The organism is Streptomyces sp. NPDC043996 (assembly GCF_056435225.1).
Genome location: NZ_JBWKEY010000017.1, coordinates 183479 through 204392 on the forward strand (window position 1 = coordinate 183479; position 20914 = coordinate 204392).

The 20914-nt window shown below is 74.6% G+C and carries 23 protein-coding genes; 12 read left to right on the plus strand and 11 right to left on the minus strand.

The genetic code is table 11. From position 1 onward, the window contains the following. The first annotated feature begins 49 nt into the window (after positions 1 to 49). The 4 genes from AC07A4_RS35845 to amaP are packed head-to-tail and all read left to right on the plus strand — an operon-like array spanning position 50 to position 1924. A complete protein-coding gene (locus tag AC07A4_RS35845; protein WP_190138426.1) occupies positions 50 to 235 on the plus strand; it encodes a hypothetical protein in 186 nt (61 codons plus the stop codon). Between the two features lie 3 nt (positions 236 to 238). Next, positions 239 to 634, plus strand: coding sequence for a hypothetical protein (locus tag AC07A4_RS35850; RefSeq protein ID WP_478607168.1), 396 nt, complete (start codon positions 239 to 241; stop codon positions 632 to 634). Then, a complete protein-coding gene (locus AC07A4_RS35855; protein ID WP_478607171.1) occupies positions 631 to 1338 on the plus strand; it encodes a DUF6286 domain-containing protein in 708 nt (235 codons plus the stop codon). The genes AC07A4_RS35850 and AC07A4_RS35855 overlap by 4 nt, the downstream gene beginning before the upstream one ends. Before the next feature lie 7 nt (positions 1339 to 1345). Continuing rightward, on the plus strand, positions 1346 to 1924 hold the full coding sequence (gene amaP, locus AC07A4_RS35860) for an alkaline shock response membrane anchor protein AmaP (protein ID WP_478607174.1): 579 nt from the start codon (positions 1346 to 1348) through the stop codon (positions 1922 to 1924). Positions 1925 to 2043: 119 nt separating this feature from the next. On the opposite strand, the gene AC07A4_RS35865 is transcribed toward amaP, so the two are convergent. Continuing rightward, entirely contained in the window at positions 2044 to 2799 is a 756-nt protein-coding gene (locus AC07A4_RS35865) for an SDR family oxidoreductase (RefSeq protein WP_478607176.1), read from the minus strand. A 4-nt stretch (positions 2800 to 2803) separates the two neighbouring features. Then, complete coding sequence (locus tag AC07A4_RS35870; protein WP_478607177.1) at positions 2804 to 4597, minus strand: glycoside hydrolase family 15 protein; 1794 nt, start codon at positions 4595 to 4597, stop codon at positions 2804 to 2806. Between the two features lie 77 nt (positions 4598 to 4674). Between AC07A4_RS35870 and AC07A4_RS35875 the strand changes: the two genes are divergently transcribed. Next, complete coding sequence (locus AC07A4_RS35875; protein ID WP_478607180.1) at positions 4675 to 4815, plus strand: hypothetical protein; 141 nt, start codon at positions 4675 to 4677, stop codon at positions 4813 to 4815. 77 nt (positions 4816 to 4892) lie between these two features. Here AC07A4_RS35875 and AC07A4_RS35880 read toward each other — a convergent pair whose 3' ends face one another. The 4 genes from AC07A4_RS35880 to AC07A4_RS35895 all read right to left on the minus strand — a co-directional run bounded on the left by AC07A4_RS35880 (position 4893) and on the right by AC07A4_RS35895 (position 7804). Then, entirely contained in the window at positions 4893 to 5681 is a 789-nt protein-coding gene (locus tag AC07A4_RS35880; RefSeq protein WP_478607182.1) for an SURF1 family cytochrome oxidase biogenesis protein, read from the minus strand. An 82-nt stretch (positions 5682 to 5763) separates the two neighbouring features. Continuing rightward, positions 5764 to 5997, minus strand: coding sequence for a hypothetical protein (locus AC07A4_RS35885; RefSeq protein ID WP_478607185.1), 234 nt, complete (start codon positions 5995 to 5997; stop codon positions 5764 to 5766). Between the two features lie 63 nt (positions 5998 to 6060). After that, positions 6061 to 7077 carry a DEDDh family exonuclease gene (locus tag AC07A4_RS35890; protein ID WP_478607188.1) on the minus strand — a complete coding sequence of 339 codons (1017 nt, stop codon included), beginning with the start codon at positions 7075 to 7077 and terminating at the stop codon, positions 6061 to 6063. Positions 7078 to 7168: 91 nt separating this feature from the next. Beyond that, positions 7169 to 7804, minus strand: coding sequence for a TetR/AcrR family transcriptional regulator (locus tag AC07A4_RS35895; protein ID WP_478607191.1), 636 nt, complete (start codon positions 7802 to 7804; stop codon positions 7169 to 7171). 82 nt (positions 7805 to 7886) lie between these two features. Here AC07A4_RS35895 and AC07A4_RS35900 point away from each other — a divergent pair, with 82 nt between their 5' ends. The 7 genes from AC07A4_RS35900 to AC07A4_RS35930 all read left to right on the plus strand — a co-directional run bounded on the left by AC07A4_RS35900 (position 7887) and on the right by AC07A4_RS35930 (position 14543). Further along, on the plus strand, positions 7887 to 8684 hold the full coding sequence (locus tag AC07A4_RS35900) for an acetoacetate decarboxylase family protein (protein ID WP_478607194.1): 798 nt from the start codon (positions 7887 to 7889) through the stop codon (positions 8682 to 8684). Further along, positions 8684 to 9568: an SDR family NAD(P)-dependent oxidoreductase gene (locus AC07A4_RS35905; RefSeq protein ID WP_478607196.1), complete on the plus strand. Its 885-nt coding sequence runs from the start codon at positions 8684 to 8686 to the stop codon at positions 9566 to 9568. Before AC07A4_RS35900 ends, AC07A4_RS35905 begins: the two co-directional genes overlap by 1 nt. A gap of 9 nt (positions 9569 to 9577) precedes the next feature. After that, positions 9578 to 10882: an amidohydrolase family protein gene (locus tag AC07A4_RS35910; protein WP_478607199.1), complete on the plus strand. Its 1305-nt coding sequence runs from the start codon at positions 9578 to 9580 to the stop codon at positions 10880 to 10882. Next, on the plus strand, positions 10879 to 12111 hold the full coding sequence (locus AC07A4_RS35915) for an amidohydrolase family protein (RefSeq protein ID WP_478607202.1): 1233 nt from the start codon (positions 10879 to 10881) through the stop codon (positions 12109 to 12111). Before AC07A4_RS35910 ends, AC07A4_RS35915 begins: the two co-directional genes overlap by 4 nt. Before the next feature lie 24 nt (positions 12112 to 12135). Then, positions 12136 to 12846, plus strand: coding sequence for a VIT1/CCC1 transporter family protein (locus AC07A4_RS35920; protein ID WP_478607205.1), 711 nt, complete (start codon positions 12136 to 12138; stop codon positions 12844 to 12846). 102 nt (positions 12847 to 12948) lie between these two features. Further along, on the plus strand, positions 12949 to 13854 hold the full coding sequence (locus AC07A4_RS35925; RefSeq protein ID WP_478607208.1) for a sterol desaturase family protein: 906 nt from the start codon (positions 12949 to 12951) through the stop codon (positions 13852 to 13854). A gap of 8 nt (positions 13855 to 13862) precedes the next feature. After that, positions 13863 to 14543, plus strand: a complete 681-nt coding sequence (locus tag AC07A4_RS35930) for a lysoplasmalogenase (RefSeq protein WP_478607356.1) — start codon at positions 13863 to 13865, stop codon at positions 14541 to 14543. Here AC07A4_RS35930 and AC07A4_RS35935 read toward each other — a convergent pair. The 5 genes from AC07A4_RS35935 to AC07A4_RS35955 all read right to left on the minus strand — a co-directional run bounded on the left by AC07A4_RS35935 (position 14512) and on the right by AC07A4_RS35955 (position 20885). Beyond that, a complete protein-coding gene (locus AC07A4_RS35935) occupies positions 14512 to 15603 on the minus strand; it encodes a CopD family protein (RefSeq protein WP_478607210.1) in 1092 nt (363 codons plus the stop codon). The genes AC07A4_RS35930 and AC07A4_RS35935 overlap by 32 nt on opposite strands. Positions 15604 to 15665: 62 nt before the next feature. Beyond that, positions 15666 to 17108, minus strand: a complete 1443-nt coding sequence (locus AC07A4_RS35940; RefSeq protein WP_478607358.1) for a CoA transferase — start codon at positions 17106 to 17108, stop codon at positions 15666 to 15668. A gap of 180 nt (positions 17109 to 17288) precedes the next feature. Next, on the minus strand, positions 17289 to 17669 hold the full coding sequence (locus AC07A4_RS35945) for a hypothetical protein (protein ID WP_478607213.1): 381 nt from the start codon (positions 17667 to 17669) through the stop codon (positions 17289 to 17291). Between the two features lie 61 nt (positions 17670 to 17730). Continuing rightward, on the minus strand, positions 17731 to 19287 hold the full coding sequence (locus tag AC07A4_RS35950) for a S8 family peptidase (protein WP_478607216.1): 1557 nt from the start codon (positions 19285 to 19287) through the stop codon (positions 17731 to 17733). A gap of 14 nt (positions 19288 to 19301) precedes the next feature. Then, the gene (locus tag AC07A4_RS35955) at positions 19302 to 20885 is read right to left on the minus strand and encodes a S8 family peptidase (protein WP_478607219.1); all 1584 of its coding nucleotides are present in this window, start codon (positions 20883 to 20885) and stop codon (positions 19302 to 19304) included. Between the last annotated feature and the right edge of the window lie 29 nt (positions 20886 to 20914).

A 20914-nucleotide genomic window follows, 5' to 3' on the forward strand; every position in this document is an offset into this window, starting at 1 on the left:
CAGCGGGAACAGCCGGAGCCGTACACGCGCGGCAGTGAAGGAGCGCACGATGAACATGGCCGTCATCGGCATGATCGCCGGGATGGCCCTGGGCTTCGCCGGGTACTTCGGCGGGTTCGGGGCCTTCCTCCTGGTGGCCGCACTGGGCGCCATCGGCTTCGTCGCGGGGCGGTTCCTCGAAGGGGACCTGGAGCCGGGCGACTTCTTCCGCACGCGCGGCGACCGGCGGCGGTGAGCGGTGCCGGCGGAGGCCGTGGGCCGGGTCGCCCCCGCCGAGCGCGGCGCGACCCGGATCGCCGACCGCGTCATCGCGAAGATCGCCGCGCGCGCGGCGCGTGAGGCCCTGGCGGAGCTGCCCGCGGAGGCCGCGCCCCCGCACGCCACGGTCAGCGTGCGCCCGCAGGCCCACGGCTCCGCGCACCCGGCGGAGGCCCCCTTCGGCACCGCCCGCGTCCGCGTCAGCCTCGAACTCGACTACCCCAGCGACATCGGCGGCCAGTGCGGCGCCGTGCGTCGCCATGTCGCCGAGCGGGTAAGGGCGTTGGCGGGCATGGACGTGCCCGAGGTGGCGGTCCAGGTCGAGCGGCTGCACTCGGCGGCGGCCCGGGACGCGGCACAGGGGAGGACCCGATGAACGAGCCGCACAGGAGCGACGAGAACGACGAGAACACCGAGCCCCGTGCCACCGGGCCCGCGCCCGTCGTGGAGCGCGCCCCGGACGGGCCCGACCCGGCGGCCCAGTCGACGTCCGCCGCCTCCTACGCACCGCACCCGACCCTCGCCCCCGACGAGGAGAAGACGCCCCGCTTCTGGTCGGACCGCCGGGTGCCCGCCGGGCTGCTCGCGCTGGTGCTCCTCGGCGGCTGCGGCCTGCTCCTGTACGACGTCGTGGCGGTACGGGCCGACCATCCCGCCATGCGCTGGCGCCGCGACCTGGCGCGGGAGCTCGCCGAGCGGCCGCTGGACAGCGCGGTGGTGCTCACCGGCGCCGCCGTCGCCGTGGCCGTCGGCCTGTGGCTGCTGATCCTCGCGGCGACGCCCGGTCTCCGGGCCGTCCTGCCGATGCGGCGCGGCCACACCGACGTACGGGCCGGGCTCGACCGCGCCGCCGCCGCGACGGTCCTGCGCGACCGGGCCATGGACGTGGCGGGCGTGCGCGCGGTACGCGTGCGGATGACCCGCTCCAAGGTCGACGTGCGGGCCGAGTCGCACTTCCGTGAACTCGACGACGTACGCGGCGACTTGGACCGGGCCCTCGCCGACGGCATCCGGGACCTGGGGCTCGGCGGGCCGCCCGCGCTCTCGGTGCGGGTCGCCAGGCCGTGGAAGAAGGGGTGAGCGCGCCATGCCGCGTACGGTGAACCGGATCCTGCTCGGTCTGCTCGGCCTCGGCCTCGTCGGGCTCGGCGGCGCCGTCCTCGCGGTCGGCCTCGGCGCCGGGCCGCCGTCCTGGTGGGTGCACGACGGGCGCCACGACGTCCTGCTCAGCGCCGCCGAGCGGACCCGGTGGCGGGAGCGCGGCTGGTGGTGGCCGACGGTCATCGGCGCCCTCGCGCTGATCGTGCTCCTGTCCCTGTGGTGGCTCACCGCCCAGCTGCGCCGCCGTCGGCTCGCCGAGGTCCTGGTGGAGACCGGGGACGGCGAGGGGGCGCTGCTGCGCGGCCGTGCCCTGGAGAGCGCCGTGGAGAGCGAGGCCGCGGCGCTCGACGGGGTGGCGCGGGCGCGGGTCCTCATGACGGGGCGGCGCAACGCTCCGCGGGCCCGGGTGGGGCTTGTCCTCGACGCCGATGGGGTGCCGTCGGAGGCGCTGCACCGGTTGTGCGGGGAGGCGTTGGCGCATGCGCGGGATTCGGCGGGGCTTGCGCGGTTGCCCGCGGTGGTGCGGGTGCGGGGGGTTCGGCATGGGGCGGAGCGGGTCAGCTAGGGCCTCGCGTGGCGCCCCAGGCCCGCCCCTTCCCGCTCCGGGTGCGGCTGCCCCCGTTCCCCCGCTCAAAGCCAACGGCGCTTCGCGCCTTGTCCTCAAACGCCGGACGGGCTGGATCTCTAGAAGCCGTGCCTCGCGCCGCCGTCCACCGGGAGCATGACGCCCGTCACGTATGACGCCGCCGGTGACAGGAGGAACGCCGCTGTCCTGCCGAATTCCTCGGGGGTGCCGTAGCGGCGCAGGGGGATGTTCGTCTCCGAGGTGTGGCGGGCGGCCTCCGGGTCGGCTGCCAGGGCGTCGAGTTCGCGGACGCGCTCGGTGTCGATGCGGCCGGGGAGCACGCCGACGACCCGGATGCCGCGCGGGCCCAGCTCGGCCGCGAGGGACTTGGCGAAGCCCGCGAGGCCGGGGCGCAGGCCGTTGGAGATCGTCAGGCCCGGGATCGGCTCGTGCACGGAGGCAGAGAGGACGAAGCCGATGACGCCGCCCTCGTCAAGGGCCGCCGCGGCGGCCCGGGCCAGGCGGACCGCGCCGAGGAAGACGGAGTCGAAGGACGCCTGCCACAGCTCGTCGGTGGCGTCGGCGGCGAAGGCGAAGGGCGGGCCGCCGACGCTGATGAGGATGCCGTCGAAGCCGCCGAAGTGCTCACGGGCCGCGGCGATCAGCCGGGCGGGCGTCTCGGGGTCGGCGTTGTCCGCACCGACGCCGACCGCGTTCGGGCCGAGCTTCGCGGCCGCCGCGGCGGCCGTCTTCTCGTCGCGGCCGGTGATGACGACCTTCGCGCCGTCCTCGACCAGGGCGCGGGCGGAGGCGTCGCCGAGGCCGCGGGTGGCGCCGGTGACGACGTAGACACGGTTGTTGAGGCCAAGATCCATGGCCCTATCCTGCCGTGCCCGCCTCGGTGCCGAACAGGGCGAGGGCCGTGGAGACCAGACCGACGTGGCTGAAGGCCTGCGGGAAGTTGCCCAGCTGGCGGCCCGTGCCCACGTCGTACTCCTCGGCGAGCAGCCCCACGTCGTTGGCCAGGCCGAGGAGCCGCTCGAAGAGCGCGCGGGCCTCCTTGGCGCGGCCGGTCAGGTGCAGGGCGTCCGCGAGCCAGAACGAGCAGGCCAAGAAGGTGCCTTCGCGGCCGGGCAGGCCGTCCACCGTGACGCCGTCGGCGCTGTAGCGGCGGACGAGGCCGCCGGGGGTGCCGAGCTCCTCGCGGACGGCGTCGATCGTGCCGCGCACCCGCGGGTCGTCCGGGGGCAGGAAGCCCACGCGCGGGATGAGCAGCAGGGCGGCGTCCAGCTCGCGGGAGCCGTAGGACTGGGTGAAGGTGGCGCGGTCCGCGTCGTAGCCGCGGGCGCAGACCTCGGCGTGGATCTCGTCGCGCAGCCGCCGCCAGCGGTCCGCGTCGCCGTCGAGGTCCGGGTCCTCCGTCAGGGCGCGCGCGGTGCGGTCGGCGGCGACCCACGCCATCACCTTGGAGTGCACGAAGTGGCGGCGCGGCCCACGCACCTCCCACAGCCCCTCGTCGGGCTCGCGCCAGGCCTCGCGCAGGAACTCCATGAGCGCGAGCTGGACGTGCCAGCCGTGCGGCCGCGTGGGCATGCCCGCCCGGCGCGCGAGCGCGAGGGAGTCGACGACCTCGCCGTACACGTCGAGCTGGCGCTGGCGCACCGCCGCGTTGCCGACGCGCACCGGCGTCGAGCCCGCGTGGCCCGGCAGCCAGTCCACCTCCCACTCCGGCAGCCGCCGCTCGCCCGCGAGCCCGTACATGATCTGCAGCTTCGCCGGGTCGCCCGCGACCGCCCGCAGCAGCCAGTCGCGCCAGGCCGCGGCCTCCTCGCGGTACCCGGCGGCGAGCAGCGCGCCCAGCGTGAGCGTGGAGTCGCGCAGCCAGCAGTAGCGGTAGTCCCAGTTGCGCACGCCGCCGGGATCCTCCGGCAGCGAGGTGGTGGGGGCGGCGACGATGCCGCCGGTCGGGGCGTACGTGAGGGCCTTGAGGGTGATCAGGGAGCGGACGACGGCGTCGCGGTGCGGGCCGTCGTAGCGGCAGTGCCCCGCCCACGCCCGCCAGTCGTCGACGCTGTCGCGCAGCGCCCGCTCGGTGTCGATCAGCGGCGGGCGCTCCTCGTGCGAGGGGTGCCAGGTGAGCACGAACGTCACCCGCTCGCCCGCCCGGACGGTGAACTCCGCGTGCGTGGCCTTGCCGTGGCCCCAGGAGCGCACGTCGGGCTCGGCGCGCAGCCACACCGCGTCCGGGCCCGCGACGGCGACGCGGTGGCCGTCCGCGCGCCGCATCCATGGCACGACGGAGCCGTAGTCGAAGCGCAGCCGCAGGGTGCCGCGCACGGTCACCTCGCCGGACCGGCCCTCGACGACGCGCACGAGGTCCGGGGCGCGGTCGCGCTGAGGCATGAAGTCGGTGACGCGGACCGCGCCCTGGGGCGTCTCCCACTCGGTGTCCAGGACGAGCGAGTCACGGCGGTAGGCGCGGCGCGCGCAGACGTCGGCGCCGACGGGCGCGAGGCGCCAGTGGCCGTGCTCTTCGTCGCCGAGCAGGGCCGCGAAACAGGCCCCGGAGTCGAAGCGGGGCAGACACAGCCAGTCGACGGATCCGGTCCGTGCCACCAGGGCGGCGGTCTGGTGGTCGCCGATGAGGGCGTAGTCATCGATGGGTCGCTGCACGGATGACGGGTTCCCGGTCCGGGGAACCGTCAAGCGCCGGACGGGCGCGACTCCGGTCCCGCTGGAGCGCGCCGGGCGTGGTGGCGGTGGTCGCGGTCGCGATCGGGTCCGTCCTGGCCTACCAGTGGACCGAGCAGAACGACTGCGATCTTGTGGAGTCGTACGGCCTCGTGCTCTCGCACGGCACCCCGGACCCCTGGGAGAGGTGCGGGGACTAGGAGGCTGGGGGACTGAGGGGGGGACTGAGGGGGACTGGGGGATCTGAGGGGATTTAGGGGCCTGACGGGGCTGAGTGTCAGGCCGCTGTCGCGGCCGCCTCGGGGGCCGTCTCCGCCGTGGCCGCCGCCGCGCGCCGGTCGCGGACCTCGCGCCGGACCAGGACGATCCACCCGGCGGGCACGCCCGCCGCGAACAGCCACCACTGGACGGCGTACGCCATGTGGGGGCCGATGCCGCTGTGGTCGGGTTCGCCGAGGAGCTGGGGGGAGTCCGCGTCCGGCGAGGTCTGTTCGACGTAGCCGCCGAGGACGGGCTTGCCGAGGGCGTGCGCCTGCTGGCCGCTGCTGATCAGCATGATCTGGCGGTCGGGCAGACCGCGCACGTCCTTGATGCCGCTGGCCGCGGACGTCTCGTCGGCCATCAGGCGGCCGGTGACGGTGACCTCGCCCCGGGGCGGCGCGGGGATCTTCGGGAAGGCGGTCTGCGGGCCGTTCGCCGGGACCCAGCCCCGGTTGACGAGGAGCACCTTGCCGTCGGTGAGGACGAAGGGGGTCAGGACGTGGAAGCCGACCTCGTCGTCGCCGTTGGTGCGGCGCCGCACCACGACCTCGTGCTTCGTGTCGTACGTGCCCTTGGCCGTCACCCGGCGGTAGACGGCGGAGGACGGCAGCTCGCGGCCGGGGGAGGTGAGCCGCTCGGCCGGGACGGGCCGGGCGGCCAGGGCCTCGGCGATCTGCTCGTTGCGCGCCACGCGCTTCTCGTGCCGGTGCAGCTGCCAGAAGCCCAGCTCGATCATCACGGGGATGAGGACGATGCCGATGAGAGTGAGGATCACCCACTGGCGGGACAACAAGAAGCGGTACACGCCCTTGACGGTACCTGTGCGTGCGGGAGCCCCCGACGGGAGGGTCCTGTCGGGGGCCCGGTCGCGCCCGGAGGGGGACGCGTCACACCCTGTCGACGATGCCCACCCGCCCCTCCGCGCGTGCGCAGTGCGCCCCGCAGTACCAGTGCCCCTCGACCTCCACGCCCTGGCCGATCACCTGCACCCGGCAGTGCTCGCAGATCGGCGCCATGCGGTGGATGGCGCAGGCGAAGCAGTCGAAGACATGGACCGCGCCCTGCGCGTGGACCTCGAAGGACATGCCGTAGTCGTTTCCGCAGACCTCGCAACGTGCCATGCGCCACAGAGTGGGACGCGGCGGGGCGCGGGGCGAGCGGCGGGCGGGCGAGTCGCCCGGCAATCACCCGTCTGACGCCGGGGGCGCCCCGTCCACCGGGGCCACGTCCTGGAGGAGCTGGCCGAAGGCCGCCTCGTCGATCACCGGGGTGCCGTACGCGCGGGCCTTCGTCGTCTTCGACGTGCCCGAGTCCGGGTCGTTGGTGACGAGCAGGCTGGTGAGGCGGGACACGCTCGTCGCGATGTGCAGGCCCGCCTCGAAGGCGCGGTCCTCCAGGAGCTCGCGCTCCGTGGACGTGTCACCCGAGAAGGCGACGCGCATGCCCTGCTTGAGCGGTTTGCCCGCCTCGTACCTGCCCGGGTTCGGGTGCGGGCAGGCCGGGCGCTTGCGGGAGGGGCGCCAACTCGTCGGCCGGTACGCCGAAGCCGCGCCCGCGGGGCCCGAGGGCTGGCGGCCGACGCGGGGCGGTCCGTCCACCCACTCGGTCAGCGGACGGCACTCGAGGAGGGGCAGCCGCACGCTGTCGCGGGCCGCCGCGCGCAGGCTCGGCCGGAACGCCTCGGCCAGCACGCGCGCGTCGTCCAGGGCGTGGTGCGCGTTGCGCTGGACGACGCCGAAGTGGGCGGCGAGGGACTCCAGCTTGTGGTTCGGCAGCGGCAGGCCGAGCTCCTTGGAGAGCGCGATGGTGCACAGGCGCTGGCGGACCGGCGCCGTGCGCTCCGCGCGGGCGTACTCCCTGGCAATCATGGACCAGTCGAAGACCGCGTTGTGCGCGACCAGGACGCGGTCGCGCAGGCGCTCGCTGAACTCATCGGCGATCTCGCCGAACAGCGGGGCGCCCTCGAGCAGGTCGCTCGTCAGGCCGTGGATCCAGACCGGGCCCGGGTCGCGCTGCGGGTTGACCAGCGTGTACCAGTGGTCCTCGACCTCGCCGCGCGCGTCCAGCCGGTAGACCGCCGCGGAGATGATCCGGTCGTCCCTGGACAGCCCTGTGGTCTCGACGTCGACGACCGCGTACCCCGACGGGTAGGCGGTCGGCCAGGAGTCTGCGGACGCGGCGCGCGTGCGGTCTTCGAGCATGGTCCATGAGGATACGGGCCACGACTGACAGTCACGCCCGTGGGCCACCGCGCACCGCCCGCCGCGCACCGTCCGCCGCGCGGCCCCGGGCTCACCCCTCGGGGGCGAGCAGCCCGGCCACCAGGGCCCTGGCCGACAGCGTGAACAGCCGCTCCGGGTCGAGGGGGCGGGCGAGCGCGCGGGCGAGCGCGGGGTCGGCGTCGGCGGCGTGGGCGTCCCAGAGTTCCTGCTCGCCGGGGCGCTGGACCGGGGCGCGCTCGCGGTAGCGCTCCACCAGGACGTGGCCGACGACGAGCGCCTGCACGGCCCGTACGGCGTCGGCGGCGCGGGCCCCGCGCAGGCCAGCCGCGTGCAGCTCGCGCGCGAGGACCCGCTGGGCGGGCAGGAACATCCGCTCCGTCAGGCCGCGTTCGTGGACCATCGCGACGAGGTGCGGGTGGTCGAGCAGCTGGCGGCGCAGCGCGCGGGCCACGGAGACCACGCGCGGGGCGGGCCCTCGCCCCGCGGGCCGGATCTCCCCGAGGTCGGCGACGGTGCGCTCGACGAGGGCGTCCAGGAGCGACTCGCGGTTGCCGACGTGCCAGTAGATGGAGGTGACGGCCGTGCCGAGCTCGGCGGCGAGCTTGCGCATGGTCAGGGCCCCGGGGCCGTCCCGCTTCACCAGGTCCGCCGCGGTCCGCAGGACCTTTTCCCGGTCGAGGCGCACCCGCGTCTCTTTACCCTTCACGAGCTCTGTTGTAACTGTGTTACAGAACCTCCCGCAAGGCGCCGCACATCCCTGACGGTCCCTCAACGAAGGGTGGTACGAGATGGCACGCGTACGCTACGGCGCGCGCACCGAGAAGGAGCTCGCCGCGGCCAGGGCCGCGAACGGACGGCTCCCGGAGATCTGGTCCACGGGCGTGGTCGCCCTCTGGGAGAGCGATCCGGACGCGGTCGCGGCGGTCCTGCCGCCGCCCCTGAAGCCCTCCGCGCGCCCCTTGGTGCGCGTGAACATCAGCAAGGTGCAGCTGCCCGGCTACCCCCTGGGCGCCGGTTCGGTGGCCGTGGCCGCGGAGCACGGCGCGGTGGCGGGCTGGTACCCGCTGGTGATGCCGATGACCCACGAGCGCGCGCTGACCGGCGGGCGTGAGGTGTTCGGCGAGCCGAAGAAGCTCGGCGAGGTCACGGTCGAGCGCGACGGCCTCGTCGTCCGCGCGGCGCTCGCCCGGCACGGCATCGCGTTCGTCGAGGTGCGCGGGGCCGTGAGCGGGGCGCTGCCGCTGCCGGAGCCCACCCGCAAGACGGACTTCTACTTCAAGTTCCTGCCCGCCGTGGACGGTTCGGGCTTCGACGCCGATCCGGTCCTGGTGCACTGCGTACGGAACGAGAAGGTCCGCAAGCTGGAGCGGATCACCGGGGACGTGGTCCTGCGCGAGTCGATGTACGACCCGGTGGCCGACCTGCCCGTGCGCCGCCTGGTGGAGATCACCATCGGCGAGAAGACCAGCGACCAGCGGGGCCGGGTCGTCGAGAAGGTCGCCGCCGAGGACCTGCTGCCGTACGTCCACCAGCGTTACGACGACGCCCGGCAGGTGTTCGACGGGCCTCCGGAGGGCAGCGCCTGATGGACCTCGTGACGGGACAGGTGGCCGTCGTCACGGGCGCGGCCAGCGGCGTCGGCCTCGCCCTGGCGCGCCGGTTCGCCGCGGACGGCCTCACGGTGGTCCTCGCGGACGTCGAGCGGGGCGCCCTGGAGAAGGCGGCGGCGAGCCTGCGGGCCGAGGGCGCGACCGTGCACGCGCGCGTGGTCGACGTCGGGCGCCGCGAGGAGGTCATGGCGCTCGCCGAGGAGACGTACGACGTCTTCGGCGCCGTCCACGTGCTGTGCAACAACGCCGGGGTCGGCTCCGGCGCCGAGGGCCGCATGTGGGAGCACGAGCCGAACGACTGGCGGTGGGCCTTCGAGGTCAACGTGTGGGGCGTCTTCCACGGCATCCAGGCCTTCGTGCCCCGGATGATCGCCGGGGGACAGCCGGGCCACGTCGTCAACACGTCCTCCGCGGACGGCGGCATCGCCCCGCTGCCCACCGCCTCCGTGTACGCGGTCACGAAGGCGGCCGTCGTGACGATGACGGAGTCGCTGTACGCGCATCTGAGGGCGGAGCACGCGCGCGTGGGTGCCTCCGTGCTCTTCCCCGGCCCCCACATGCTCCGCACCGGCCTGTGGGAGTCGCACCGCAACCGGCCCGAGCGGTACGCCAAGGAGCGTCCCCGCAAGACGCCCTACCGCAGCCTCGCGCAGTGGGAGGCCGCCATGCGCAAGGCGGGGCGGGAGGTCGCGTTCACGCCCGTCGAGGAGGTCGCGGACCTCGTGGCCGAGGGCATCGCGGCGGACCGGTTCTGGCTGCTGCCGCCGAGCGAGCACAGCGACCGGCAGATCAGGGCGCGGGCGCGGTCCATGCTGGAGCGCTCCGCGCCGGACTACCTGGAGAAGTTCATCCTCGACTGAGGAGTCCCGATGACGGACCCGCACGGCCCGCACGGCCCGCACGACCCGTACCTGATCATCTCCTCCGACTGCCACGCCGGTCTGCCCACCGAGCGCTACCGGCCCTACCTGGACAGCCGCTTCCACCGGGACTTCGACGCGTTCCTCGCCGGGCGCGACCGGCGCCGCGAGGAGATGACCCGCCTGGGCATCCGCAACGAGGCCTTCGCCGCGCGGTGGTTCAGCGACAACGAGGAGGGCCTGCGCGGCGGCTGGGACGCCGGGCAGCGGATCAAGGAGCTCGACGGCGACGGCGTGGCCGCCGAAGTCGTCTTCCCGGACGCCGACGCCGTCGACAGCCAGACCGCCGCGCCCTTCGGGGTCGGCCTCGGCCTCTCCGGGGACCAGGACCCCGAGCTCGGCATGGCGGGCGCGCGGGCGCACAACCGCTGGCTCGCCGACTTCGTCTCCGAGCACCCCGAACGGCACTGCGGCGTGGCCCTGCTGCCCGTCACGGCCGACCCCGACCGCGTGGTGGCCGAGATCCACCGGGCGAAGGAGTCGGGCCTAGGCGCGCTGATGATTCCCTCCATGTGGGTCGACAAGGCGCCCTACCACGACCGCCGTTACGACTCCGTATGGGCCGCGGCCGCCGCGTGCGCGATGCCCGTCCTGACCCACTCCGGGGCGGCTCCCCGGCACGAGTACGGCGACCACCTCGGCATCTACGTCTCCGAAGTGACCTGGTGGCCCGCCCGGCCGCTGTGGTTCCTGCTGTGGTCCGGGGTGTTCGAGCGGCACCCGGGGCTGCGCTTCGGCGTCGCCGAGTCGGGCTGCTGGTGGCTGCCGAACCTGCTGTGGTTCATGGACCGCCTCTACCTGGGCGCGCACGGCGGCAAGAAGCTGTCGCCGTTCGCCGAGCTGACGCGCCCGCCGCACGAGTACCTGGACCGGCAGGTGTTCGTCTGCGCCACCAACACCAAGCGCCGCGAACTCGCCCAGCGCTACGAGATCGGCGTCGACAACATCCTGTGGGGCAGCGACTTCCCGCACCCCGAGGGCACCTGGCCCGACACGCGCGCGTGGCTGGCCAGGACCTTCCACGACATCCCCGTGGCGGAGACCCGGCGCATGCTTGGCCTGGCCGCCGCCGAGGTGTTCGGCTTCGACACCGCGCGCCTTGCCCCGCTGGCGCGCCGCATCGGCCCCACCCCCGCCGAGCTCGGCCAGGACGTCGACCAGGACGCCGTCACCGCCTCCTGGGCCCGCTCGCGCGAGGCCGGCCGCCACTGGCTGACCGGCCACGACTTCCCGACGCTAGGGGTGAACCCATGACCGAGAGCGAGCGCTACACCGTCATCTCCGCCGACTGCCACGCGGGCGCGGACCTCCTCGACTACCGGCCGTACCTGGAGTCCCGCCACCACGAGGACTTCGACGCCTGGGCGGCCACGTACGTCAATCCGCACGAGGACCTCCTCGCCGACACCGCCGACCGCAACTGGAACTCCGAGCGCCGCCTCGCGGAGCTGGCCAGGGACGGCATCGTCGCCGAAGTCGTCTTCCCCAACACCATCCCGCCGTTCTTCCCCTCGGCGTCCCTGATGGCACCGGCGCCCACCCGCGAGGAACTCGCGCTGCGCTGGGCGGGCCTGCGCGCCCACAACCGGTGGCTCGCCGACTTCTGCGCGGCCGCGCCAGGGCGCAGGGCGGGCGTCTGCCAGATCCTGCTCAACGACGTCGACGAGGCCGTACGGGAGATCCGGTGGGCCGCGGGCGCGGGCCTCACCGGCGGCGTCATGCTCCCGGGCACGCCGCCGGGCTCCGGCCTGCCCGAGCTGTACTCGCGCCACTACGACCCGCTCTGGGCGGTCTGCGCCGAGCTCGGCGTGCCGGTCAACCACCACGCGGGCTCGGCGTCGCCGCCGCTCGGCGAGGAGCCCGCCGCGCGCGCGGTGTTCATGGTCGAGACGACGTGGTTCTCGCACCGGGCGCTGTGGCACCTGATGTTCGGCGGCGCCTTCCGCCGCCACCCGGAGCTCTGCCTGGTCCTCACCGAGCAGGGCTCCGGCTGGATCCCGGGCGTCCTGGAGATGCTGGACTACTACCACGGGCGGCTCGTCGCGGCGGCGACGCGGGCGGACACCGCCGAGTCCAAGTTCGGGGCCGGGCTCGCGGACCAGATGGGCGAGGGCCCCTCGGCGGTGTGGCGGGAGAACTGCTTCGTGGGCGCGAGCTTCATGCGCCCGCACGAGGCGGCACTGCGCGAGCGCATCGGCCTGGACAAGGTCATGTGGGGCAGCGACTACCCGCACGACGAGGGGACCTACCCCTACTCCCGGGAGGGCCTGCGCGCCGCTTACGCGGGCCTGCCGCGCGCGGAGGTCGCGGCCATGGTCGGCGGCAACGCCGCGCGTGTGTACGGCTTCGACCTGGAGCGCCTGGACGCCCTCGCGGCCGAGGTCGGCCCCACGCCCGAGGAACTCGCCGAACCCCTCAAGGAGCCTCCGGCCGACGCCACCAGTCCGGTGTTCGCCCCGGGAGGGTCGGTCCGCGTCTGGTGAGGCGCGCGGTGCCATGCTCGCCCCGTGACGGAAGCCACTCACGAGGAAGCGCACGGCGGCGCCCTGGGTTCGCGCCTGAACTGGCTGCGGGCCGCCGTGCTCGGCGCCAACGACGGCGTGGTCTCCACCGCGGGCCTCGTCGTCGGCGTCGCCGGTGCCACCGACGACCGCGGCACCCTCCTGACGGCGGGCCTCGCGGGCCTCCTCGCCGGGTCCATGTCGATGGCCGCGGGCGAGTACGTGTCGGTGTCCACGCAGCGCGACTCGGAGAAGGCCGCGCTCGCCCAGGAGCGGCGCGAGCTGCGCGAGCAGCCGGAGGCCGAACTCGCGGAGCTGACCGACCTCCTGGCCGAGCGGGGCCTCAGCCGGGACGTGGCCCGCGAGGCCGCCGCGCAGCTGACCGAGCGGGACGCGCTGCGCGCCCACGCGCGCGTGGAGCTCGGCATCGACCCCGACGAGCTCACCAACCCCTGGCACGCCGCCTGGGCGAGCTTCGTCGCCTTCACCGTCGGCGCCCTGCTTCCGCTGCTCGCGATCGTCCTGCCGCCCGCCTCCTGGCGCCTGCCCGTCACCGTTGTGTCCGTCCTCGCCGCCCTCGCCCTCACTGGCCTCGCCAGCGCCCGCCTGGGCGCGGCGGCAGCGCGCCCCGCGGTCCTGCGCAACGTCCTGGGCGGCGCCCTCGCGATGGCGCTGACGTACGCGGCGGGCACGCTGCTCGGGGCGGCCGGGGTCTGAGAGGCAAGGGCGAAGATCGCCAACAACTCCGTGCGTACCGCCGGTAATACTTGTCGGTAACTACCTCTAGTCGCCGCCCGGCGGGCGTTCTACCGTGCTCGCATGTCCTCGCCCAACCTGCCCGACGTCGTGCTCTGGTCGATCCCGGCCTTCGTGTTGCTCACCGCCGTCGAGATGGTGAGCGTCCGCTTCCGGCCCGACGAGGACGCCGCCGGGTACGCCACCAAGGACGCCGCCACCAGCGTCACCATGGGGCTCGGCAGCCTCGTCTTCGACCTGCTGTGGAAGATCCCGATCGTCGCGGTCTACTCGGCGCTGTACTCCCTGACGCCGCTGCGGGTGCCCGTCCTGTGGTGGACGGTGCCGCTGATGCTGCTCGCGCAGGACTTCTTCTACTACTGGTCGCACCGGGGCCACCACGTCGTCCGCGTCCTGTGGGCCTGCCACGTGGTGCACCACTCCAGCGAGAAGTTCAACTTGACGACCGCGCTGCGCCAGCCCTGGACGTCCCTGACGGTGTGGCCGTTCTACGTGCCGATGATCCTGTGCGGGGTGCACCCGGCGGCCGTCGCGTTCTGCTCGTCGGCCAACCTGGTGTACCAGTTCTGGGTCCACACCGAGCGCGTCGGCAAGCTGCCGCGCCCCTTCGAGTACGTCTTCAACACGCCGTCGCACCACCGCGTCCACCACGCGTCCCAGGGCGGCTACCTGGACCGCAACTTCGGCGGCATCCTCATCGTCTGGGACCGGCTCTTCCGCTCCTGGGTGCCGGAGACGGAGCGCCCCGTCTACGGCCTGACCAAGAACATCGACACGTACAACCCGCTGCGCGTGGCCACCCACGAGTACGCGGCCATCGCCAAGGACCTGCGGAAGGCGTCGAACTGGCGCGACCGGGCGGGCCATCTGTTCCGGGGGCCGGGCTGGCAGCCCGCCGCCCCCGCGCCCCCGCAGGTCGCGGAGCCCCCGAAGGCCCCCGCCCCGAAGACCCCGGAGCGCGCCGCGTGACGGGCACCGTGGCGGGCGTCCCGGCGCCGCCCACCGGGCACCGGCGGCCCGGCACCTGGGCCCTGGCCGCCTTCGCCGTGGCCGCGGCCGGTGACCTGGCCGCCGTGGCCGCCGGGTCGGACGTCGGCCACCTGGTGTTCAAGCCGCTGCTGATGCCGCTGCTCGCCGCGTACGTGGTGCTCAGGCGCGGGCCCCGACTCCTGGTCGCCGCCCTGCTGTTCGGCTGGGGCGGCGACACCCTGCTCCTGGGGGACGCGGACGTCGCGTTCCTCGCGGGTATGGGGTCCTTCGCGGTGGGCCATCTGTGCTACCTGGCGCTGTTCCGGCGGCACGGCGAGGGCTTCGGCCCGTCCCGCGCGCGGGGCTCGTACGTCATCACGGCGTACGCCGCCGCGCTGCTCGGCACCGTCGCCCTGCTCTGGCCCGACCTGCCGTCCGACATGCGCGTCCCGGTCGCGGGCTACAGCGTCCTGCTCACGGCGATGGCGTGCGGCGCCACCACCCTGGGGCTCACGGCGGCCGCGGGCGGCGCGCTCTTCCTGCTGTCGGACACGCTCATCGCGACCGACGTCGCCGACTGGCCGCAGGCCCCGCGCCCCGACTTCTGGATCATGCTGACGTACCTCGCCGCCCAGGCCCTGCTGACCCGAGGAGTCCTCACCAGCGGATCGGCACCGGCACGGCGGTGAGCAGCGCCGACACCGCGATCACGGCACCCAGCGCGAGGACTTCCCCGCGTGCGGGCGTGTACGCGGCGAGCGGGTCGCCGCCACCGTCATTGGTCCCGGACCGCCGCAGCCGCCGGCGCGCGAGCAGCGCGAGCACGGCGACCACGGCCACGAGCAGCAGCTTGGCCACCAGCGTGCGGCCGTACGCCGTGTCGCTGAGCTGGTCGAGCACGGTGTCCGGGGGCATGCGGCGCAGCGTGCTGGCCGTCCCCGTCGCGGTGAGGGCGGCGAACAGGACGGCGGCCACGCGCGCGTAGAGGCCGAGCACCGCGACGCCCGCCCGCGGGGCGGACACCCGCCAGCGGCGCAGCGTCCGCAGCGCGTACAGCAGGCCGCCCGCCCACAGCGACGCGCACAGCAGGTGCACCAGGGTCAGCCCGGAGCCGACGAGCGCGGTCTCCTCCGTGGGCGGGTGCGCGCGCAGGGCCTCCGCGACGACCACCGCCGCGAGGGGGAGCGCCGCGCTGTCCGGGCGGCGCGAGCGCGCGCACAGCGCGGCCACCAGGAAGGCGTTCACCTCCAGGAGCGCCAGGCGGCCGTCCCGCGACTGGTAGAGCCCGCCCACGTCCAGGTCCGACGGCTGCTGCGGCACCAGATTGCCGCTGGCCACGACGGAGGCGAGGCCGAGCGCGGCGACGAGGCCCGCGCCCGCCGCCCACCACGCCCACGAGGGCGGCAGCGACTCCGTCGGCGCCCCCGGCACCCGGCGCGCGAGGCGGCGCACGAGGATCTCGCCCCACTGCACGCACAGCGCGGCGAACAGGACCGTCCGCAGGAACGTGATGCCCGGCGTGCCCGGGGCCTCGGCCTCGCCGGTGCCGTCAAGGGCGGCCGAAGGGCCGAGCAGCGGGACCGCGGCGGCCACGGCCACCAGGACCAGCACGGCGACGGCACGGGCGGGGGACGGCCGGCGGGGCGCGGCACGGCGGCCCGCGCGCGGGGTGGCGGAGGGCGGCCCGGCCACCGCGTCGCCTGGTTCCACGGACGGTCGTATGGTCACTACAAGATCTTCACCAGTCATCCCACTCCCGGGCAAGTCCGGGCAAACAACTGGGGTGCCGCCCTTCCGCCCCGCGGCCCCGGTCACCGCCACCCGGGTGCGTCCGCGCCCCAAGGGCCCGGCGGGTGCTCCCAGTTCACCGGGCCGCCGGTGAACGACACCGGCGGCAGAGCGTGCCGCAACCGCCCCAGAGGGCCGTCCGTGTGGGTGAGCCAGGGGGTGGGGTCGTAGGCGGGGGCTGCCGCTTCGGAGGCACCGACGGCCCCTTCGGAGGCGCTGACCGCCCTCTCGGAGACACCGGCCGCTCTCCCGGAGACACCGGCCGCTGTTTCCGGGCCGCCGGTCAGCCAGGCCGCCGTCCGCGCGAGCGCGAGCCGGGCCACGCGCGTGCCGCCCGCGGGGTCGGCGAGCCCTTCGCTGAGCGCGCGCAGGACCGCCGCCGCCAGCAGATAGCCCGTGCCGTGGTCCAGGGCCTGCGCGGGCAGCGCCCCGGGCTCCGCCGCCGAGCCCTCGGTGGCCGCGATGCCCGTCGCCACCTGCACCAGGCTGTCGAATCCGCGCCGGTGCTCCCACGGGCCGCCCGCGCCCCACGCCGAGAGCCGCGCCACCACGACGCCGGGCGCGCGGGCGGCCAGGGCCTCGGGGGAGAGGCCGAAGCGGTCCAGGGCGCCGGGCCGGTAGCCGGTGACGACGACGTCGGCCCCGGCGAGCAGTTCCTCGAAGGTCCGCAGGTCGGCGCGGACGCCGAGGTCCAGGGGCGTGGAGCGCTTGCCGAAGCCCGTGTCCGCGTGCTGGTCGGGCAGTTCGGGGCGCCCGGGAGCGTCCACGCGCAGCACGTCCGCGCCGAGCAGCGCGAGCGTCCGGGTCGCGACGGGCCCGGCGATCACCCGGGTGAGGTCGAGGACGCGCACCCCGGACGCGGGCAGCCGCGGGCCGCCCGCGAGCGGCGGCAGGGCGCGCGGGGCGCCGCCGTCGAGCAGGTCCCGCTCCACCAGCGGAAGGCGCGCGACGGCGGCCGCCTGCGGGTGCGCGGCCCACCGCGCGGGCGTCCGCAGCGCGACGGCCAGGCCCCCGGCCGCGTACACCGCGTCCTCGACCTCGACGCTCGCCCGTGCGGCGATGGCCGAGGCCACCGCGTCCACCGACGCGGTGCCCGGCAGGCCGAGCGCCGTGAGCAGCCGCTCCCGGTGGTGCGGATAGTTCGCGTGCGTGCGCACCCAGCCGTCGGCCGTGCGCCAGAACCGGGAGAGCGGCGCGAAGTTCTCCGGCGCGCGCCCGTCCACGAGCAGCTGCCGCTCGCTGGTGAACGCGGCCGCCACGGCACCGTCGTCCACGCGCGCGTGGGGCATGTCCCCGCCCGTGCGGCGGGCCGTCAGCTCGGCGGCGGCCAGCGCGCAGACGCCGACGCAGGCCCGCGCGAGCGCGCGGACGGGAAGCCGCGCGGCCAGTGTGTCGTCGCGGACGGCGGGGGAGAGGCGGGAGAGCGCGTCGGGGGCGCCACCGAGCGCGGCCCAGGCGCCTTCCACCCACGCCCGCGCCCCGTCGGGCCACACCTCGTCCGCCACGGACCCTGCCCCGTCTGCCACGGACCCTGCCCCGTCCGTCACGGACCTTGCCCCGTCCGCCACGGACCCCGCCCCGTCCCGCGCGGGCAACTCTCCCTCAGCACCAGGTGATCGCGTCATGCCGCCACTATGGCTGGGCCCTTACGACGCCGTCCCCGCGACCCCCGCCGAGGGGCCCGCGACCCCCGCCGAAGGCCCCGTGGCCCCCGGCGCGGACGCCGCCGACCACCACAGCCGGATCTCCTCGCGCGGGTCGGAAGGCCGCTGCTCCCAGCCCCGGGCCGCCGCCGCCTCGACCACGTAGTGGCCGCCCGCCCCGCGGTACGTACGCAGCGGGACCTCGCACGCGGTCGGGGGGTTCGGCTTCTTGGGCCGCTTGGGGGCCGAGGCCCGCTTCGTCCAGGTGTCCAGACGCGCGTCGACCCGCGCCCGGTAGTACGCGGCGTCGCCCTCGTGCCGCAGCTCGGGCCAGGTCACCGTCCAGCGGGGCCAGATCGCGACCTTCCCGATGGCCGCGTCCATGACGTGCTCCGCTCGCGAAGGGCCGGGCGGCCCGCGGCCGCCCGGCCCCCCACGCGCGCGGTTACTTGCGCACGGCGTCCAGCGCGTCGGACATGCCGACGCCGTAGAAGCCGTTCTTGTTCTTGCCGCCCTCGCACACCGCGTCGACCTTGCCGTCGCCGTCGATGTCATAGGGGTTCGTGCACGCGGTCGCGTCGGCCTGCCGGTACAGCAGCGCCTTCACCCGGGCCGCCGAGGCCTTCGGGTGCGTCGACTTGATCAGCGCGGCCACGCCCGCGACGTGCGGCGACGCCATCGACGTACCGGCCTTGTAGCCGAACTTGCCGCCCGGAAGCGTCGACAGGATGAGACCGCTGGTGGCGGGCGGCTGCGGCTTCTGGAACGCCGTCGAGTCGCCGCCGGGGGCCGCGATGTCGACGACGCCCTTGCCGTAGTTCGAGAACGACGACTTCAGGCCCTTCGCGCCGGTGGAGGACACCGTCACGACGCCCGGCAGCTGCGACGGCAGGTCGAAGCAGTCCGCGGTCTTGATGGTGCGCTCGACCGGAGTCGAGTCGTTCGGGCTCGACTTGTCGACGATCTCCTCCTGGGCGAGGTCCGTCTTGGCGTTGCCCGCCGCGGCGACGTTCACGGCGCCCTTGCGCTCCGCGTACCTGCTGGCGCGGCCGACCGCGTCGACCAGGGCCCGCTGGTCGTCGTCCGTACGGCAGTTGAACAGCCACGGGTCGGTGTAGTAGCTGCTGTTCGTCACGTCCACGCCGTGGTCGGCCGCCCACACGAAGCCGCAGACGACGGCCTCCGTGTAGTACAGCCCTGTCGCGGGCTCGGCCACCTTCAGGCTGGCGACCTTCACGCCGGGCGCGACGCCGGTGACGCCGGTGCCGTTCTTCGCGGCGGCGATCGTGCCCGCCACGTGCATGCCGTGGTCGCTCTCCTTGGCCACAGGACGCCACGCGTTGTCCTTCTGCGTGGGCACGCCGCCCAGACAGCTCGCGGACGCGTTCTTGTCGAAGTTCGGCGCGATGTCCGGGTGCGTGTCGTCGACGCCGGAGTCGAGGACGCCGACCGTCACCTTCGCGCTGCCAAGGGACTCCTTGTGCGCCTGGTCCGCCTTGATGGCGGGCAGGTCCCACTGGAGCGGCTCGAACTCGTCCTGGCCCGCGGCCGCGCGGCCCGCGGCGGACTTCGCCTCCTTGGCCGACAGCGGCCGCGCGGCGTCGATGTCGTCGCTGGACTGCGCGGACAGCGGCGCCGTGCGGGTCGCGCCCGCCGACTGCACGCCCTTCACCGCGCGGATCTTCTTCGCGAAGTCCGGGTCCGCCGAGTGGACGACGATGACGCCGATCTTGTCGTACGCGATGACGATCTCGCCGCCCGCCTTGGCGATGGCCTTCTTGACGTACTTCGACGCCCAAGAGCCGTGGCCCTGGCGGACGTTGACGACGTAGCTCATCTTCGAGCCGTCGGCGGCGGCCTTGGCCACGGGCGCCGCCGGGGCCGAGGGCGCGTCGGGCTGCGCCGCCGCCGTGCCCGGCAGGAAGGCGAGCGCGCCCACCACGGCCACGCCGAGCGGCAGGGCGAGGGCGCGACGGCCGAAGGATGCGGAGTGCCTGGTCATGTAGGTGCCCCCCGTCACTTCTTTTTCACGGCGTCGAGCGCGTCGACGATTCCGTAGCCGTAGAAGCCGTTGCGGTTCTTGCCGCCCTCGCACACGGCGTCGACCTTGCCGTCACCGTCCGGGTCGTACGGCTTGTCCGGGCAGCCCGGGTTGTCCGCCTGCTTCTTCAGGAGCTTCTGGAGCTGGGCGGGGCTCGCCTTGGGGTGCGTGGACTTCAGCAGGGCCGCGACGCCCGCGGCGTGCGGCGAGGCCATCGAGGTGCCCTGCAGCCAGGCGTACTCGCCGCCCGGCATCGTGGAGAGGATGCCGCCGTCCTTGCGGGGGGTGTCGGTGGGAATCTGATAGCGGCGGTCACCACCGGGGGCCGCGACGTCGATGACGCCGTTGCCGTACGTGGAGTAGTACGACTTGGCCTTGTAGACGCCGGTCGCGCTGACCGTGACCACGCCCGGGAGCTGGGTCGGCAGGTCGAGGCACTCGCTCGGGTCGATGACGCGCTTGACCGGCGTGGAGTCGTCGGGGCTCGACTCGTCGACGATCTCGTCCGCGGCCAGGTCGTGGTTGGAGTTGCCCGCGGAGGCCAGGTTCAGGGTGCCCTTGCGCTTGGCGTAGAGCTGGGCCCGGTTGACCGCGTCGAGGATGGCCCGCTGGTCCGGGTCGTCCTTGCAGTTGTACAGCCACGGGTCCACGTAGTAGCTGTTGTTGGTGATCTCGATGCCGTTGTCGGCGGCGAACACGAAGGCGCAGACGACGCTCTCCGGGTAGAACAGCTCGTTGACCGGGTCGGCCACCTTGATGCCCGCGACCTTGACGCCGGGTGCCACCCCGGCGACGCCTATGCCGTTGCGGGCGGCGGCTATCTCGCCCGCGACGTGCGTGCCGTGGTAGTGCTCCTTCTTCGCCGGGCGCCAGGCGCCGGGCGAGGTGTCCGCCTTGCCGCCCACACAGCTCGCGGACTGCTTGGCGGAGAAGGTGGGCGCGAGGTCGGGGTGGGTGTCGTCGACGCCGGTGTCGATGACGCCGACGGTGACCTTCTTGCTGCCCGGGTTGATCCGCGCGGCCTTGTCGGCGCCGATGGCCCGCAGGTCCCACTGGTCGCCCTCGAGCGGCTCCGCGGCGGGCGCGGCCCCCGAGGAAACCTTTCCCTGGGCCGACTTGGCCTTCTCCTTCGACAGGAAGGTCGGGGCGCCCTCCACGGTCGTGCCCGCCGCCGTCAGCGGAGCCGTCCGGGTGGCGCCCGCGGACTGCACGCCGCGCACCGCGCGCAGCTGCTTGCCGAAGTCCGGGTTGGCCGAGTGCGCGACGATCACGCCGATCTTCGCGTACGTCTCGACGACCGTGCCGTCGGCCTTGGCGATGGCCTTCTTGACGGCCGCGATGGTCTTGGCGTCCGTACGGGTGTTGACCACGTAGGCCAGCTTGCCCGCGGCGGGGGCGGGGGCCTTCGCCGTCGTGGGCGCCGAGGCCGGGGCGGCGGCGGTCGCGGCGCCCGGGGCGAAGCCCATCGTGGCGGCTAGGGCGACGCCGAGGGGCACGGCGAGGGCGAGTCGTCTGGAGCGGGACGGACGCGACGTGCGCGAGGAGCGCAGATGAGCCATGGGATCTCCACATCATCCGGATACGGCAC